This window comes from Microbacterium sp., from assembly GCF_041909575.1.
In the GTDB taxonomy this organism is placed as follows: Bacteria; Actinomycetota; Actinomycetes; order Actinomycetales; family Microbacteriaceae; genus Microbacterium.
Genome location: NZ_JAYRDE010000070.1, coordinates 1 through 16,412 on the forward strand (window position 1 = coordinate 1; position 16,412 = coordinate 16,412).

General features: G+C 69.9%; 16 protein-coding genes and 2 tRNA genes. 7 read left to right on the forward strand and 11 right to left on the reverse strand.

Annotation, left to right across the window (positions count from 1 at the left end; translation table 11 throughout):
* Both ACE3O1_RS10525 and ACE3O1_RS10530 read left to right on the forward strand, forming a co-directional pair.
* Window positions 1-702 (forward strand): zeta toxin family protein (locus tag ACE3O1_RS10525; RefSeq protein WP_374314987.1); only part of this gene is annotated, 702 nt, incomplete at its 5' end.
* Complete coding sequence (locus tag ACE3O1_RS10530; protein ID WP_374314988.1) at window positions 699-1,250, forward strand: recombinase family protein; 552 nt, start codon at window positions 699-701, stop codon at window positions 1,248-1,250. The genes ACE3O1_RS10525 and ACE3O1_RS10530, both read left to right, overlap by 4 nt.
* A gap of 12 nt (window positions 1,251-1,262) precedes the next feature.
* On the opposite strand, the gene ACE3O1_RS10535 is transcribed toward ACE3O1_RS10530, so the two are convergent.
* The 4 genes from ACE3O1_RS10535 to ACE3O1_RS10550 all read right to left on the reverse strand — a co-directional run bounded on the left by ACE3O1_RS10535 (window position 1,263) and on the right by ACE3O1_RS10550 (window position 3,353).
* Window positions 1,263-1,475 (reverse strand): hypothetical protein, encoded by a 213-nt coding sequence (locus tag ACE3O1_RS10535; RefSeq protein WP_374314989.1) that lies wholly within the window; start codon window positions 1,473-1,475, stop codon window positions 1,263-1,265.
* Window positions 1,476-1,496: 21 nt separating this feature from the next.
* On the reverse strand, window positions 1,497-1,751 hold the full coding sequence (locus ACE3O1_RS10540; protein ID WP_374314990.1) for a hypothetical protein: 255 nt from the start codon (window positions 1,749-1,751) through the stop codon (window positions 1,497-1,499).
* 1,063 nt (window positions 1,752-2,814) lie between these two features.
* Complete coding sequence (locus ACE3O1_RS10545) at window positions 2,815-3,066, reverse strand: glutaredoxin family protein (RefSeq protein WP_374314991.1); 252 nt, start codon at window positions 3,064-3,066, stop codon at window positions 2,815-2,817.
* Window positions 3,067-3,068: 2 nt separating this feature from the next.
* Entirely contained in the window at window positions 3,069-3,353 is a 285-nt protein-coding gene (locus tag ACE3O1_RS10550) for a helix-turn-helix transcriptional regulator (protein WP_374314992.1), read from the reverse strand.
* A gap of 71 nt (window positions 3,354-3,424) precedes the next feature.
* Here ACE3O1_RS10550 and ACE3O1_RS10555 point away from each other — a divergent pair, with 71 nt between their 5' ends.
* Both ACE3O1_RS10555 and ACE3O1_RS10560 read left to right on the forward strand, forming a co-directional pair.
* Window positions 3,425-4,027, forward strand: coding sequence for a hypothetical protein (locus ACE3O1_RS10555; RefSeq protein ID WP_374314993.1), 603 nt, complete (start codon window positions 3,425-3,427; stop codon window positions 4,025-4,027).
* Window positions 4,020-5,159 carry a tyrosine-type recombinase/integrase gene (locus ACE3O1_RS10560; RefSeq protein ID WP_374314994.1) on the forward strand — a complete coding sequence of 380 codons (1,140 nt, stop codon included), beginning with the start codon at window positions 4,020-4,022 and terminating at the stop codon, window positions 5,157-5,159. Before ACE3O1_RS10555 ends, ACE3O1_RS10560 begins: the two co-directional genes overlap by 8 nt.
* A gap of 173 nt (window positions 5,160-5,332) precedes the next feature.
* On the opposite strand, the gene ACE3O1_RS10565 is transcribed toward ACE3O1_RS10560, so the two are convergent.
* The 6 genes from ACE3O1_RS10565 to serS form a co-directional block, all read right to left on the reverse strand.
* Window positions 5,333-5,424, reverse strand: a tRNA-Ser gene (locus ACE3O1_RS10565).
* Between the two features lie 71 nt (window positions 5,425-5,495).
* Window positions 5,496-6,797 (reverse strand): LCP family protein, encoded by a 1,302-nt coding sequence (locus ACE3O1_RS10570; protein ID WP_374314995.1) that lies wholly within the window; start codon window positions 6,795-6,797, stop codon window positions 5,496-5,498.
* Window positions 6,797-8,074 (reverse strand): LCP family protein, encoded by a 1,278-nt coding sequence (locus tag ACE3O1_RS10575; RefSeq protein ID WP_374314996.1) that lies wholly within the window; start codon window positions 8,072-8,074, stop codon window positions 6,797-6,799. Before ACE3O1_RS10575 ends, ACE3O1_RS10570 begins: the two co-directional genes overlap by 1 nt.
* A 55-nt stretch (window positions 8,075-8,129) precedes the next feature.
* Window positions 8,130-8,214 (reverse strand) — tRNA-Ser (locus ACE3O1_RS10580).
* Between the two features lie 258 nt (window positions 8,215-8,472).
* Window positions 8,473-9,381: an HAD family hydrolase gene (locus ACE3O1_RS10585; protein WP_374314997.1), complete on the reverse strand. Its 909-nt coding sequence runs from the start codon at window positions 9,379-9,381 to the stop codon at window positions 8,473-8,475.
* On the reverse strand, window positions 9,378-10,652 hold the full coding sequence (gene serS, locus ACE3O1_RS10590) for a serine--tRNA ligase (protein ID WP_374314998.1): 1,275 nt from the start codon (window positions 10,650-10,652) through the stop codon (window positions 9,378-9,380). Before serS ends, ACE3O1_RS10585 begins: the two co-directional genes overlap by 4 nt.
* A 73-nt stretch (window positions 10,653-10,725) precedes the next feature.
* Between serS and ACE3O1_RS10595 the strand changes: the two genes are divergently transcribed.
* The 3 genes from ACE3O1_RS10595 to ACE3O1_RS10605 all read left to right on the forward strand — a co-directional run bounded on the left by ACE3O1_RS10595 (window position 10,726) and on the right by ACE3O1_RS10605 (window position 14,211).
* Entirely contained in the window at window positions 10,726-12,081 is a 1,356-nt protein-coding gene (locus ACE3O1_RS10595; protein WP_374314999.1) for a diacylglycerol kinase family protein, read from the forward strand.
* Window positions 12,082-12,220: 139 nt separating this feature from the next.
* The gene (locus ACE3O1_RS10600) at window positions 12,221-12,802 is read left to right on the forward strand and encodes a hypothetical protein (RefSeq protein WP_374315000.1); all 582 of its coding nucleotides are present in this window, start codon (window positions 12,221-12,223) and stop codon (window positions 12,800-12,802) included.
* Between the two features lie 53 nt (window positions 12,803-12,855).
* A complete protein-coding gene (locus ACE3O1_RS10605) occupies window positions 12,856-14,211 on the forward strand; it encodes a deoxyribodipyrimidine photo-lyase (RefSeq protein ID WP_374315001.1) in 1,356 nt (451 codons plus the stop codon).
* A gap of 166 nt (window positions 14,212-14,377) precedes the next feature.
* Here ACE3O1_RS10605 and ACE3O1_RS10610 read toward each other — a convergent pair.
* Window positions 14,378-16,412 (reverse strand): alpha-galactosidase (locus ACE3O1_RS10610; RefSeq protein WP_374315002.1); only part of this gene is annotated, 2,035 nt, incomplete at its 5' end.

The window sequence follows — 16,412 nt, forward strand, 5'->3', positions numbered from 1 at the left end:
GCCTCTTGGCTGATCGCGTGTATGCGGCACGCTCGAGAGCACCGCCTCTCGCTCCTCCTCGACGGGCCCATACCGGCGGCTGCGGCCGAGGGCATCCTGACGACATTCGGACAGGTCGGTTACCGCACGCACGTCGCAGTGGTCGCGGCAGCGCGTGCGGAGAGCCTCCTGGCGGTGGCGTCGGCGTACGCGTCGAGTGATCGCGTGAGGCGCCGGTCAGAGCTGACCCCCGTGGAGCAGCATGATCGTGATCTGGAGGAAGCGCGCGCACTGCTGGCTAAGGCCGGGGCAGTGGGTGCCCGCCTGACCGTGTTCGACCGAGATGGAGGCGTCGCCGCCGATCAGGTGGACGGACCGGCGGCGATCCGAGCGTTCAATGTAGCCAGCAGGACCCCGATGTCCACGCTCCAAACGGTGCAATGGTTGAGCGAGCTGAAGCGAGTGACCGCCTACGCCCGTCAACCCTCATCGACCCTTCCCGAGCTAGCGCCCCACCTCATCGCACTCCATGAAACAGCGATCCGAGAAGTCGTACCCAGCCTTCGAATCCCCACCGGCTCGGTCGTGACCCGAGACTTGGAGAGCCGCCTGGCGAGCGAACTCGTCGCGCTCCGGCGGCCCACTGCACCGGGGCCGCTGCAAGAGCCTGCCGTGACCGTTCCCACGCCCCCAGCCCCGCCCACTGACGGGCCCTCGCGATGAGCCGCGTGGTCGGATACTCGCGACCATGGTGGCCGGGTGAAGACCTCACCGTCGACATCGAGAACCTGGCCAAGGCGGGTGCCACGGCAACTCCGACCGACCCTGGCGTCGTCGGTGGCCTTATGGACGACGCCAGCCCGCTGCACTCGCTCGAGTCGGGGGACGTCTTGCTGGTGTCGAGCGCGGCCCGACTCGGATCCTCGCTCCCGCGGGTCGTACAGGTCATCGCCGACTTAGGAAGTCGGGGGATCGGATTCCGTTCGCTCACCGAGCCCGCGCTGTCCACCGACGCCGGTCCGGCCGATCCCGCGGAAGTGTTTGCAGCATTGGAGGGCCTCCGCCGGCGGCTGGCGGGTTTGCGAACACGGCAGGGCATGCTGCAGGCCGAGGCGGCCGGCAGGCGACCCGGCCGACCGTCGGTGATGACACCCGATCGCGTTGCCGTGGCGGAGGAGTTGCGCCGCCAGCACCGCTCGATCGCGCACATCGCCCGCGTGATCGGTGTCAGTCCAAGCGCGGTGCAGCGCGCCCTCTCGGTACCGGCGTAAATCCGAGGCGAGTCAGGCGGGGGGCATGAGTCCACCCGCGTGAGCGACGATCGTGGCCGCGACGAACGTCCCGAGCACACAGACCGAGGACATCACACCGAGGACAGTGGCGCGGTCAGAGCGACGACGACCAGCGGCGACCAGCGCGGCAGCCCCAAAGAGGATCGCTGCGCAGGGCAACGCGATGGTCGCGATCATCGCCACCGTCGGATCGAAGGTCAACATCTCTCCATCTCCTCAGCCCGCCTACCGATCGGCGAGGCGTTCCAATGCCTTCGTGAGCGCAGTTCTGTGTGCAGTCGGGTCCACGATTGCGCTCGCCACGAGATCCGAGAGCCGCAATAAGACGGTCTGCTCGACCGCGCTGAGTGGCTCGAGGCACCAAGTGACGTCCTCGCCAACGGTGTAGCCGGGCTCGTCGATGTGCTTGGCCGAGTAGTAGCTGAACGCCGACACCGCGGTCCGCCAGAGCGTGGTTTCGGTGTGTGCTCGATCGATCATGATGTTCCTTTCGAGGGAAGCCTTGCAGCTGAACTGTGCCCACCGCGTCAGCGGGTGATGTGTGGATCGTTGGGGGTTGGGCCGGCATAGTGGGGAGCAGCCGGGTCACGCAGAAGCGCGGCGCTGCCGCGCTCGTTTCGAAGTCGGGCGTTCACCGATCTTCCGATTGCGTCCAGGCGGTCATGCTCTGCAGCCTTCGCGGCCAGGCGCGCGAGCCTCAGCTCGTCGCGGGCGCTGGGTGGGATCGCAGGTTCCGTGGTCGCTTGGTGATGTGCGGCGCGTGCCCGGAGGCAGTCCCGCTTCCATGCGGCAAGGAGCTGGGGCGGTGTGGGCTGCTTGTCACCGAGCCGCATGTCGTTGATGGTTCGCCCGCTGTAGGTCCGGGAGAAGAATGCGTCTGCGGCAACGGCATTCGCGACACGATCATCGCGGCTTGTCGTGTGCAGCCGGCGTGGCGGAAGCCCGGCCGCACGACGGCGAGTCTCTCGCGCGTAATAGGCGTTCGCTTTAGCTCGCGCCTTCGAGTGATCCGCGGCGTATCGCTCGCGCTTGCGCCGCAGGACCTGCTCACGGTTCTTCTCGTAGTACCGACGGGAACTCTCAGCTACCGGCCGCGGGTTGGCCCGCCTCCTGTCGCGTTGAGTCTGATTCAGAGCCTCTCGGTGACCGTCCCGCCACCGCCGTGTTCGGGCGTATGCCATTTCTCGGTAACGGTCCGGATCAGCGGCCCGGCTCCGAACCCGCGCCGCCTTGTGCTGAGCCAGTATTCGGTCGCGATTGCTCGCGTAGTACTTTCGCGCGTACGTCCTCTTTCGTTCACGTCGAGCGGTCTCTCGCTTGTGCTTTCGGCTCTGCCTCTGCATGGACAGGCGGTTGAGCTCGCGAGCGCGCTCGAGGTTCTCTTCACGCCACCTCCTCCCCTCCGTGCGCACACGATCACGGTTGCGCTCACGCCAAGCTCGGTTGGTGAGCCGACGCCGCTCGCGCTGAGCATCCGTGTGCGGCAGCCACTTCTTCTTCTCCGAGTCGCGCCCGGTCGTGTTGCTCTCGTCGGGCGCCCCAGTCATGATGCTGCGCCGATGATGAGGCGGTCGATCAGGTCGGGGCGGAATCCGTACCAGTGGTTCTCCGGTTCGTCATCGACGACGACGACGGGAGCCTGCGTGTACCCCAGCTCTTCCGTGACGTACTCGCGCGCAGAGTCGCCGTCTCGAATGTCGACCTCCGCGAACTCGATGCCCCTCGCCTCGAGGTGACGGAAGGTGGCGGTGCACTGTGGGCAAGCCGGTCCGGCAGAGTAGACAGTGACGGACATGATCAGTGCCGAGGCAGGTGGGTGACGTCCGGGTCGCACTTGTTGGTGACCTCATCCAGCCACGCCTTCACAACGGTGGCGTCGTAGAAGACCCGCCGGCCGACCTTCAAGAAGTCTGGCCCGCGGCGGTAGTGGCGCCAGATGGCGAGCGTGTTGGGCGTCACGCCCGGAACCATCGCGCACACGTCCGCTGGGGTGATGAAGCTGGCGCCGTCGTCTACCGGGAGCTCCGTCAATATTTTGAACATCATCGCCTCCTTTGCGAAATGCCGTCCTGCTTTCGCCATAGTGTATGTTTTAGCGCTACACTCTTCAAGAGGGTGCGCGATTCCGCGACACGGCCAGGCAAACTAAGGGGGTGAAGGTCGACGTGAGAACTCTCGAGGGCGAACCCATGACGGCATCTGCCGCCTCACTCGCCGTCGGGTCCGAGTTGCGAATCGCCCCTGCATTCCGCGCCACCGCCGAACTCGAAGACGCCGGGGTGGCGCTCACTGTTAGTGCCCGCTACGACGCCAGCGAGGGTCGCTACGTCGCGACCCGCGTAACCGCGGACGCAACGCGGGAAGACGTCGAGGTCAACAGCCGCCTCATGCGAGCACTGCCAATCGGACGAGTGGTCCAAGCCGCGGCACCACACTGCATCACTCTCACGCTCGAGGACTCGAGAGTGGAGGGCGCAACATGGATCCCGGCAGCCGAGCTGTCCAGCACTGAAGGCAGGATCATCCCGGTCTGGATCGCAGAGCAGGTCACCAAGCACGGCGGCTCCGATGCCCGGATGGACATCGTCGAAATCCTCTACGGCACCGCGGCTCTCGCCGGCAGCCCGCCGACGAAGCTCATCCAAGACGAGCTCGGCGTCCCCCACCGCACCGCTTCGGACTGGATCCGCAAAGCCCGCGCAGCCGGACGACTCCAAGGCATGAACTACCCCGTCGGCCGCCAAGGAGATGGGTAGCGTCCATTCCTACGAGACTGGGGGCGGCAAACGGTACCAGGTACGATTCCGCCGGCCCGATAGGTCGCAGGGCGCCAAGCGGGGGTTCAAGACCAAGCGAGAGGCAGAGAGCTGGCTGCGCGAGTATGAGACTCGTCGGGCGAGCGGAAGCCAGGTCGATCCGTCGTCGGGGCGAGTCACGGTCGCGGTGTTGGGCGAGCGCTGGCTGCAGGCTAAGCGCGGCATCCTCAAGCCATCCTCGTTCGCACCCGTCGAGATCGCGTGGCGGCTACGAGTGAAGCCCCGATGGGGCAACTGGCCGGTCAACGAGATCCGGTTCACCGACGTACGTGCGTGGGTGGCCGAGCTCCGCGGTGAGGCTGGCGCGACCGTCGTCCTCCGAACGATCGGAGTTCTCGCCGGCATCCTGGACGACGCGGTTCAGGACGAACGCATCACACGGAACCCAGCACGTGGCGGAGACATCGGAAAGCCGAGGAAGACGCGGTCGCTCCACCGCTACTTATCCCACGAGCAGGTTCGTGAGCTCGCAGACGCAGCTGGCGAGAAGCGCCTGCTCGTCCTGGTCCTCGCCTACACAGGGATGCGGTGGGCTGAAGTGACCGGCCTCCGCATCGGAGATCTGGACGTCGGAAGAGGCCGAATCCACGTCTCACAGAACGCCGTCGAGGTCGCCGGCGTCATCCATGTCGGCACACCGAAGTCACACATCGCACGCTCCATTCCGGTGCCGGCGTTCATCATGCGCGACCTCGACCGAGCGACTCGGAGCAAGCCGCTCACCGATCTCGTCTTCCCCGGTCCCGACGGTAGCCACATGCGGAGGGTGCGCACCAGCGACGCTTCCAAGTCTTGGTTCAAAGCCGCACTCAAACGAGCTGGGCTTCCACCGATGACTCTTCACGACCTTCGCCACACGGCCGCATCGCTCGCGGTCCAATCGGGTGCACATGTCAAGACCATTCAACGCATGCTCGGCCACGCCTCGGCAGCGATGACCCTCGACGTCTACGCCGACCTCTTCGATGGCGACCTGGACAACGTCGCGCACGCGCTCGACGCGGCCGCCCGACCACATCACGACATGGCGCACGTCAACACTCCCGACAGCTCGCCAGGACGCGGACTGTAGCCGAACGCCCAGACGGCAGGGCCGCGCCGCGAACCGGACAAGTTCGCGCGCGAACACCCGATTCGGCGCGGTCGGCGAGAAAGTGTTCTCAATCTGTTCTCACCAGTGCCTCGGCGAGCGATCCGAATCCGCTGACTCCCCAGTGTTTTCAAGGGATCGCGGGCCGAGATATGTGGCGGAGACGGAGGGATTTGAACCCTCGGTCCCCTTGCGAGGACTCCACCTTAGCAGGGTGGTGCACTAGGCCTGACTATGCGACGTCTCCAGGCATCCGGTCACGAAACGCGGCGGATGCGCCCAGCAATCATAACCGCTCGGCGCGGCCAGTCCGAACCGTCAGTACTGCGGAACGGTGCAGGTCGTCTGCGCCGCCGTCGTGCCCGAGATACTCGAGGGCAGGTCGACCCGCTCCTCGGCGGGCTGCTCCTCGGCGGGCTCCTCGCCCGCATCGGTCGACGGCGCGGCCGATCCGGTCGGCTCGGGCGTCGCCGACGGGGAAGGAGCGGATGCTTCGCCCGTGACCTCGACGCCGTAGCCCGAGCTCGCCTCACCGGTCAGCGTCAGGGGCTTGTTCTCGCGGAGCGCGGTGAACAGCACCTCCGCGGCATCCGTCACCGGCTCTACGCGGCTCCAGCCGGAACTGTACGCGGTCGGGTACTGCACGAACACGATGTCCTCGTACGGCACGTCCTTGACGGCCATCGCGATCTGCACCATGAGCGTCGGGTTCGCGAGCGACTGGCTGAGGACTAGCTGCTCCTGCTGCACCTGATCGATCGCGGTCGACGCGAGATTGAACAGCACCGACGGGTTGGCCAGAACGGAGTCGGACTGCAGCTTGCGCACCAGCGACGACATGAACTGCTGCTGGTTCGAGATGCGCCCGAGGTCCGAGCCGTCGCCGATGCCGTGGCGCATGCGCAGGAACTGCAGCGCCTGAACGCCTTCGAGGGTGTGCGTGCCCGCGGTGAGCGACAGCCCGGTGTGCGGGTCGCTGACATCGCCGGAGACGCAGACGTCGACCCCGCCGATGGCGTCGGACATGTTGATGACGCCGGTCCAGCGGATCGCCGCGGCGAAGTCGATCGTGTCGCCGATCAGCTCCTGGACGGTGAGCGCCGTGCAGGCGAGTCCGCCGTACTGGTACGACGCGTTGAGCATCTGCGCGCTCATGGCGGAGTACGTCCCGCCGTCCTCCGAAGGACACGCCGGGATCGGCACGACCATGTCCCGCGGGAACGACACGACCGTCACGCGTCGCGGCTCGTCCGAGATGTGAACGAGTATGGTGACGTCGTTGCGCTCCCCCGCGGTGTCGCCGGCCTGGCAGGCGCCCGACAGTGCGGCATTCGCGCCCTCGCACGAGTCGGTGCCGACGAGCAGCAGGTTCACGCCGCCTTCGATGGCGCCGAGCGACGGCGGAAGTTCCTCGTCCTCGTTGATGACGACGGCGTTCGCGGTCAGGGAGTTCGCGGCATCCCAGACGTTGAACGCCACGAGCCCGACGGCGCTCGCGCCCACGACACCGATGGCGACGACCGCCATGGCGAGGAAGGACAGGATCGGATGCCGCTCCCGGCGCACCGCGTGGCGCGCTACTGTCTCCCGCCCGGGGGCGGGCCTCTTCGTGCCCGCCATCAACCGGTCGCCTGCAGGTTGCCGGCCGAACAGGTCTGATCCGCGCCCGAGGTGCCCGAGATCGAATCGGGAAGGTCGACGGCGGACTCCGTGGGCTCCGGCGTACCCGACGCGGTCGGCTCGGGCGTCGCCGCCGGAGTCTCGGTGGGCTGGGGCTCGACGGCGATCACACCGCCGCCGCGGTTCGGGTCGTTCGTGACGTTGAGCGGCTTGTTCTCGGCGAGCAGCGTCCACAGCGTGGATGCCGCGTCGTAGTTCGGGACGACCCGGTTGATGTCGTCGGGGTCGGTGCCCACCGGGTACTGCAGGAACACGATCTCGTCGAGCGGCACGTCCTTCACCGCGAGCGCGATCTGCACCATCGTGGTGGGGTTGGCGAGCGACTGGCTCGGCGTGATGTTGTCGACGGCCGTGGTGGCGAGCTTGTAGAGCGTCGCCGGGTTGGACAGCACATCCTCGCTCATGAGCTTGCGGGCGAGGCTCGACATGTACTGCTGCTGGTTGCTGATGCGGGCGAGGTCGCTGCCGTTCTGCAGTCCGTGGCGGGTGCGCAGGAACTGGAGGGCTTCGATCCCCTGCACGTTGCGGTCGCCGGCGGGCCAGTCGATGCCCGTGTAGCGGTCGCGGATGCCGCCGTTGCCGATGCACACGTCCACGCCGCCGATCGCGTCGGTGATGTTGATGACGTTCCCGAAGCTCACCTTCGCCGCGAACGGGATGTTCATGCCGCTGAGCTCGCTGATCGTCTTGGTGACGCACGACAGCCCGCCGTACATCCACGCCGAGTTGATCTGCTGCTTCGACATCGCCGAGCTGACCGAGCCGTCCTCGCGCGTGCACGAGGGGATCGGCACCATCAGGTCGCGCGGGAACGAGACAACCGTGACGCGACGCGGATTGTCGGAGATGTGCACGAGCATGTTCACGTCGTTGAGCTGACCGCCGGCGTCGGCCCCGGTGCAGCGGTCGCCGAAGATCCCGGCGTACTCGGGCTCGCACTCGTCGGTGCCGACCAGCAGCACGTTGACTCCGCCCTCGATCGCCCCGATGTCGGGCGGGACCGGGTCCTGGCCCTCGAGCGCGACGGAGTTCTCGGCGATGCTCGACGTCAGATCGATCGCGGCGTACGCGGCCACTCCGGCACCCGAGACGAGGACGACGGCGACGATCACGCCGACGACCTTCATGATCAGCGAGAAGGGGTGCGGCGAGACCAGCTCACCGTGCCGTGCGACGGTGCGACGGCCGCGCTTGGCAGGCTTGGTCGTCTCGGTCACTCGGTTCCTCTCGGGGTGCTCTCTCTCGGTCCACCCCCCGACGAACCATTCACAGCGGAGGGTGTGGGATTCGAACCCACGGGACATTGCTGCCCACTGGTTTTCAAGACCAGGTCCATCGGCCGCTCGGACAACCCTCCCGACCGATTCCGCCGGGTGGCGGCATCCGTCGAACAGGCGTCGAGTCTAGCCGACAGCTCTGTCGGCCCATTCTTCCAGCAGCGCCTGTGCAAGCTCTGAAAGGCGCACCGGATGCCGCATCCCCGGCCTCCGGCTTCCCACCTGGGTTTGGGGCGCGGGTCGTCCGTCGGGGCGCGCGATACCCGCCCCAACGGACAGATCGCGCCCCGAACCCGGGCGCAACGTCCCGCGGACCCGACGAGCGGCGCGCAAGCAGCTCAGAGCCGGCGCAGCACCTCGGCCACGCCGCCTGCCGTCACGGACGCGGTGATCTCGCCCGCGGCATCCCGCACCTCCTGCGGACCCTGCTCCATCGCGACGGCGCGGCCGCCGTTCTCGAGGGCCCAGCGGAACATGCCGACGTCGTTGCGGCCGTCGCCGATCACGAGCACGTGCGCCGGGTCGATGCCCAGCTCGGTGCGCACGAGCTCGAGACCCGTGCTCTTGTCAACGCCTTCCGGTGCGATGTCGAGCCAGGCCGTCCACCCCACGGCGTACGAGACCTGGTTCAGTCCGATGCGGCCGACGAGATCGATGAAGTCCTTCTCGTGCTGGTCGGGGGCGACCACGACGATGCGGCACACGGGCTGCGCCGCGAGCTCCTCGAACGCGACGCGCTGAGCGTGCACGAGGTTCCAGTCGTCGAGGTACTCGGTGTAGAGGCGGCGCCCGTCGGGGAGCTCCACCAGGTAGCGCGCATCGGGCAGGTGCTGACGCAGCAGGGCCAGCACGGCGGACGGATCGAACGTCTCGACGTGGTCGCGCTCGTACTGCAGCTCGTCGGCCTCGAGCCGCCGGAGCACGACGGCTCCGTTCGAGCACACGACGAACTCCGGCGCGATGCCCAGCACCCGCAGGATGCCGCGCGTGCCCTCCCAGCTGCGTCCGGTCGCGATCATCACCTCGTGCCCGGCACGCTGGGCGTGCGCGACCGCGTCGACGACCCCGGGGCTGAGCGATTCGTCCTCGAGGATGACGGTGCCGTCGATGTCGAGCACGATGAGCAGGCGCTCGGTGGGGACCGAGGCATCCTCGGTGTCGCGCGCGACCCGCTCGACGAGCTTGGCCGCCTTCTTGGGCCCGACGACCTTGACCGAGCCGGTCTTGGGCAGATGCGCCTCGCTCATGCGATCGGCTCCATCACCTCGAGGCCGCCCAGGTACGGGCGGAGCACCTCGGGGACCACGACCGATCCGTCTTCGCGCTGGTGGGTCTCGAGGAGGGCGACGATCCAGCGCGTGGTGGCCAGCGTGCCGTTGAGCGTCGCGACGGGCTCGGTCTTGCCGCCGCGGTCGGCGGGCAGGCGGTGGCGGATGTCGAGCCGGCGTGCCTGGTAGGTCGTGCAGTTCGAGGTCGACGTGAGCTCGCGGTACGCGTTCTGCGTCGGCACCCACGCCTCGACGTCGTACTTACGCGCGGCGCTCGAGCCGAGATCGCCCGCGGCGACGTCGATGACGCGGTAGCTGAGGCCGAGGTCCTGCAGCATCCGCTCCTGCAGCTCGACGAGCCGCAGGTGCTCGGTCTCGGCATCCTCCGGCGTCGTGTAGACGAACATCTCGAGCTTGTTGAACTGGTGCACGCGGATGATGCCGCGGGTGTCCTTGCCGTACGAGCCGGCCTCGCGCCGGTAGCACGTCGACCATCCGGCGTAGCGCTTGGCGCCGGCGCCGAGGTCGAGGATCTCGTCCATGTGATAGCCCGCGAGAGGCACCTCGCTCGTGCCGACGAGGTAGAGGTCGTCCTCTTCGAGGTGGTACACCTCGGCGGCGTGCTGACCGAGGAAGCCGGTGCCCCGCATGACCTCCGGCCGCACGAGCGTCGGCGGGATGAGCGGCACGAAGCCCGCCTGCAGCGCCCGGTCGAGGGCGAGGCTCATGAGGGCGAGCTCGAGCCGCGCGCCGATGCCCTTGAGGAAGTAGAAGCGGCTGCCCGACACCTTCGTGCCGCGCTCCATGTCGATCGCATCCAGCAGCTCGCCGAGCGCGAGGTGGTCGCGCGGCTCGAAGTCGAACGCGGGCACCTCGCCGTGCGTACGCAGCGTGACGAAGTCGTGCTCGCCGCCGGCGGGCACGCCGTCGATGACGATGTTCTCGATCTTGGCGAGAGCGGTGGCGGATGCCTCCTCCGCCGCGGTGACCGCGTGCTGGGCCTGCTTGACCCGCTCGCTGAGCGCCTTGGCCTCGGCGACGAGCGCCGCCTTCTCGTCTTTCGGCGCCTGTGCGACCCGCTTGCCGTGGGCGTTCTGCGCGGCGCGGAGCTCTTCGAAGGCGGTGATCGCGGCCCGGCGGTCGCGGTCGGCGGCGAGCGCCTCGTCGACCGTCTCGGACGACTCCCCGCGCGCCTCCTGCGAGCGCTTGACCAGCTCGGGATTCTCGCGGAGGAGTACGGGATCGATCACGCTGCAAGCTTAGTCGCCGGGTCGGACCGCGGAATCTGCGCCGGGACGGGTGGCGCCGCCTAAGGTGGGACGCATGGCGGCGGCATCCGGATCGAACGACGAGACCGAGCGCGACGACGTCGATCCACCCCACCCGGCCGACAAGATCTACGCCGACGGACCCGCCACCTCGGAGATCGAGGCCGTGAGCGCCGAGCAGGCCGCGGAGATCGAGGCGGACGGCGGCCCCGCGCAGCCGGGCGGCGAGGACGAGGCATCCGGTGCCGCTGCGGACGGCGACGCACCTGCTGACGCTGACACGCCCGCCCCGGCCGAAGCCGCCCAGCCGGACGAGGTCATCCGCGAGCCCGACGACGTCGGCCCCGACACCGCCGACGGCGAGGGCGGCGAAGCCCGGCGCGTCGGTCCCGAGGGCGAAACCCGGCCGATGACCGACGCCGCGGACCGGCCGTCGCCCAAGGCGGCGCTGGTGTACAACCCCATCAAGGTCGACGCCGACGAGCTGCGCGCGAGCGTCGAGCGCCTGTCGGCCGAAGCCGGCTGGGCGGAGCCGCTGTTCTACGAGACGACGGTCGACGACCTCGGCGACGACGTCACCCGGCAGGCCCTCGAGGAGGGCGTCGACGCCGTGCTCGTGGCCGGCGGGGACGGCACGGTGCGTGCAGTGTCCGAGGCGATGAGCGGGAGCGGCGTGCCGCTCACGATCGTCCCCAGTGGCACGGGGAACCTCCTGGCCCGCAATCTGCGACTGCCCCTCGACGACGGCGAGGCCGTGATCCGCGCGACGTTCGACGGCGAGCGCATCGCGATGGACGTCGGCTGGGCGTCCCTGCGCCGGCCCGACGGCGAGGTCGCCGAGCACGCGTTCGTCGTGATGGGCGGCATGGGCCTGGATGCCGCGATGATCGCGAACACCAACCCGCAGCTGAAGAAGACGGTCGGCTGGGTCGCCTATGTCGACGGCGCGGCGCGCTCCCTCGCTTCGGCCAAGCCGTTCCGCGTGATGTACCAGCTCGACGGCTCGCGCCTGCACTCCGCCCGGGTGCAGAGCGTGCTCTTCGCCAACTGCGGATCGCTGCCCGCCGGCCTCGAGCTCATCCCCGAGGCATCCGTCGCCGACGGCGCGCTGGACATCGTGATCTTCCAGCCCAAGGGTCCGCTCGGATGGATCTTCGTCTGGCGCCGCGTGGCGTGGGACAACAGCTTCCTGCGGAAGTTCCGCGCCGGGAGGCGGGTGCTCGCGCTGCGCACGAAGGACAACGCCGTGCGCTACTCGCGCGGCACCGGGATCGAGATCGCGACGAGCGACGCCACGCCCGTGCAGCTCGACGGCGACGAGTTCGGCGAGGCCGTGCACGTGCGCACGCGCGTCGACGCCGGCGCGCTGCTCATCACCGTGCCGAACGGCCACGACACCACCGGCCTCTGACCCCCGCCCGGTTGTGCGGGCGAATGCGCGTCCGAGCGGGCCCGCGGGCGTGCAAACGCCCGCACAGACGAAAAGGGGACGGATGCCGCGGACGCGCCGGGACCGTGCGGCCGGGGGGCGGGTGCCCCATGATGGACGAATGGCTCAGGCTGCGCGCACGGTGATTCTGCTCGCTATCGTCGCGGGCGTCGCGACCGGGTGCACGGCCACCGCGGCGGACGCCGAGACGCCGACCCCGAGCGCCACCCCGACGCCGACGCCGACGGCGGCGTGCATCGTCGGCTCGTGGGCGGTCGGCGCAGAGGAACTCCAGCCGATCTACGACGCGCTGCCGGGCGGTCTCGAGTACCCGGACGGAACCATCGACCCCGCGGCATCCGCGACCATCACGTTCGCGGCCGACGGCACGTTCTCGTTCGAACAGGACGTGCCGACGTCGGTCACCTGGCTCGGCCACACCGCGTCGGTCGCGCTCGGCGGCACGATGGCCGGCGAATACGAGGCGGAGGACGACACCCTCGCTCTGACCGCGCACGACAACGGGCTGACCGTCGTGCCGACCGACGACAGGACGGCGAGCGCGATCTTCGCGTCCGAGACGGCTGAGACCCTCGCCGAGTGGCCGGTGTCGGCGTCGTCGTACACCTGCAGCGGCGACGGACTCGTGCTGCACCTCGGCACCGAGGGCTACGAGGCATCCGTTCCCTTCGTGCGCCGGTAGAGGCGCCTGTCAAGACCGCCCTCCCCCCACCGAGCGCGCGGCAGGATAGACCCATGCCAGGCCCGTCGATCGTGTGGTTCCGCGACGACCTGCGCCTCGCCGACAACCCGGCGCTGCGGGCGGCGATCGACCGCGACGAGCCCGTCATCGGCCTGTACGTGCTGGACGAGGAGTCTCCCGGCATCCGTCCCCTCGGCGGTGCCGCGAAGTGGTGGCTGCACCACTCGCTCGCCTCCCTCGGCGGGCGTCTGGCCGAACGCGGCGGTCGCCTCGTGCTGCGGCGCGGGCCCGCTGAGCGCGTGGTGCGGGAGGCGGTGGCGGATGCCTCGGCCACCGCGATCTTCTGGAACCGGCGCTACGGCGGCCCGGAGCGCGCGGTCGACGCCGCGCTCAAGGCCGGCCTGCGCGAGGACGGCGTCGAGGTGACCTCGTTCGCCGGGTCGCTCCTGTTCGAGCCGTGGACAGTGCAGACCGGCGCGGGCACGCACTTCTCGGTCTTCACGCCGTTCTGGCGCGCATGCCTCGCTCTCCCCGCGCCGCGGCCGCCACTGCCCGAGCCGCGCGAGGTGGGCGGGCCGCGGCATCCCATCGCCTCCGACGACCTCGACGACTGGGGGCTGCTGCCCCGCCGGCCGGACTGGGCCGGAGGGCTGCGCGAGAGGTGGGAGCCCGGCGAGCCGGCAGCCCGGCGGCGGCTGCGGGAGTTCCTCCACGATGACCTCGCCCACTACGACCGCGCCCGCGACGAGCCCGCAGCGGGTGCGACGTCGCTGCTGTCGCCGCGCCTGCGGTGGGGCGAGGTGAGCCCCTTCACGGTGTGGCACGAGGCCGTCGAGCACGGTCACGCGGGGCGATTCCTGTCGGAGCTGGGGTGGCGGGAGTTCGCGTGGCACACGCTCTTCCACTCCCCCGACCTCGCGACGGCGAACCTGCGGCGCGAGTTCGACGCGTTCCCGTGGCCGCGGCTGAAGCCCTCGCACCTCGAGGCCTGGCAGCGCGGCCGCACCGGCGTCGCCCTCGTCGACGCGGGGATGCGCGAGCTGTGGGAGACCGGCTACATGCACAACCGGGTGCGCATGGTGACGGCATCCTTCCTCATCAAGAACCTCCTCATCGACTGGCGGCGCGGCGAGGAGTGGTTCTGGGACACCCTGGTCGACGCGGATGCCGCCAACAACCCGTTCAACTGGCAGTGGGTCGCGGGGTCGGGAGCCGATGCGGCGCCGTACTTCCGGGTGTTCAACCCCGACCTGCAGGCGAAGAAGTTCGACGCCGACGGGCACTACGTGCGGCAGTGGGCCCCGGAGCACCTGTCGGACGACCCGCCAGCCCCGATCGTCGACCTCGGCGAGACCCGCAAGGCCGCTCTCGCGGCGTACGAAGCCGTCAAGCGCGCTCCGCGCGGCTGACCCCGGCGGGGTTGCCCGTCCCACCCGGACGGCCGGCCGGGCGCATAACTCCTGCACTTTGCGGCGCGCGGCGCGCGCGGCTCCCGGAATCCCGCGGCACCGCGCCCAGCGGATGCGAGAAGTGCAGGAGTTATGCGCGCCCGGGGTGCCGGACAAGCCCGCGGGCTCAGACGCCGGTGAGGTGAACCACCACGGCGTTGCCGGGCAGCAGGAGCGGCATCGCAAGGCCGACCTCCGCGAGCACCGACCCCGGCAGCTCCACCCCGCGAGCGAGCCAGGGCGGCGGGGCGTCCTCGAGCACGGCAGCGGGCGCGCCGAGGTCGACCGCCTCGACGCGGTAGCGGCGGTCGGGATCGAGTCCGGGCAGCCGCAGCGGCTCGGGCAGCGCGGCATCGGCGGCGTCGAGCACCGCGTACGAGAACAGCGCCTCGCCGGCGTCCGGCGCGACCACGCCGTGCACGACCACGGCGTCGGACGCGGCATCCGCCCGCACCACCCTCCCGGAGTGCAGCAGCTCCCGGAAGCGACGGTGCACGGCCGTCCAGGTGCGCACGGCGTCGAGCTCGAAGGATGCGACCCGGGTGAGGTCGGACTCGATCCCGGCGTTGCCGAACAGGGCGGTCGCGAGGCGGAAGCCGAGCTCGGCGACGCGGCCCGTGGTGTGCGCCCGCGCGTCGCCGACGTGCGAGCCGAGGTACTCGGGCGGGATCAGGATGCCGGTCCACCGCTGGATCCGCTGCCGCACGAGGGGGTCGTTCGTGTCGCTGGTCCACACACGGTCGACCCGGCGCAGGATGCCCAGGTCGATGCGCCCGCCGCCCGACGCGCACGACTCGATCTCGACGCCGGGGTGCGCGGCGCGGATCCGGTCGAGCAGCCGGTACAGCGCGCGCACCTGCGCGCCGGTGCCGTCCACGAGCAGGTCGCGGTTGTGGTCCCACTTCAGGTACGCGATCGGATGCTCCGCGAGCAGCGCGTCGATCCGCTCGAACAGGTGCTGCTCGACCTCGGGCAGCGACAGGTCCAGCACGTGCTGCCACCGCCACGTCGCCGAGTCGGACTCCGTGAGGAGCCATTCCGGATGCTGTCGCGCCAGGTCCGAGTCGAGGCTCACCATCTCCGGCTCGACCCACAGGCCGAACTCCATCCCGCCGGCGTGCACGCGCTCGACGAGCGGGCCGAGGCCGTCGGGCCAGCGGACCGGGTCGACGGCCCAGTCACCCAGCGCGCGGCGGTCGTCGGTGCGTCCGAGGAACCAGCCGTCGTCGAGGACGAAGCGCTCGACCCCGACCTCGGACGCACGCTCGATCAGCGGCTCGAGCCGGGCCAGGGAGTGGTCGAAGTACACCGCCTCCCACGTGTTGAGCGTGACCGGGCGCGGGCGGCTCAGCGTCGACCAGGACCGCACCCACGGGTGCAGGCGGTCCGAGAGTCCGTCGAGCCCGCTGTCCGACCACGTCGCGACCACCGTCGGAGCTTCGTATTCCTCACCCGGCATGAGCGTGGTGACGGGGAGACGCTCCCCCGCGCCGAGGACCGCGGGGCCGAGATCCGTGCGCTCGAACCACAGCCGCGTGTCGCCGCTCCACGCGAGGTGGGTCGCCCACACCTCGCCGGTGCGGAAGTCGAAGCCGGGCGTGCCGGCGACCATGAGGAAGGGGTGGTCATGCCCCCCGCGGCCATGTCGCGTCTCGCGCAGCCACACGCCCTGACCCGGCAGCCCTCGCTGCGGCCGCCGCTCGCCCGCCCAGCGACCGGAGAAATCGAGCACCTCGCGGGCGCGGTCGGGAACGGGCAGCGCGACGTCGGCAGCGGTCAGCACGAGGGGCGTCCCGCCGGCGTTGCGCACGGCGTGGGACACGGTCAGCACCCCCTGCGCGCTGAGCTCGAGTCTCGTCGTGATGACGGCATCCGCCCACGCGCTCTCGACCACGAGCGCGTCGCCGTCGCGAACGGTGCCGAGCCGGCGGGGCGCCGGGCGCAGCCCCTCGATCGCGACCGCGGGCCGGCCCGACCACCCGTCGGCCAGTGCGGGCAGCAGCGTGAGCCGCAGCGGCGCGTCGATGGAGCTCGGCGGCACCGCCGGCACGGCGGCATCGGAGAGGGCGGCGAGGTCTGCGTCGGCGAGCGCTCCGAGGTCACGTCCCCAATGGACGATGCGCGGAACGCCCGCGCCGCGGGAGTCGAGCACGAGGCCGACT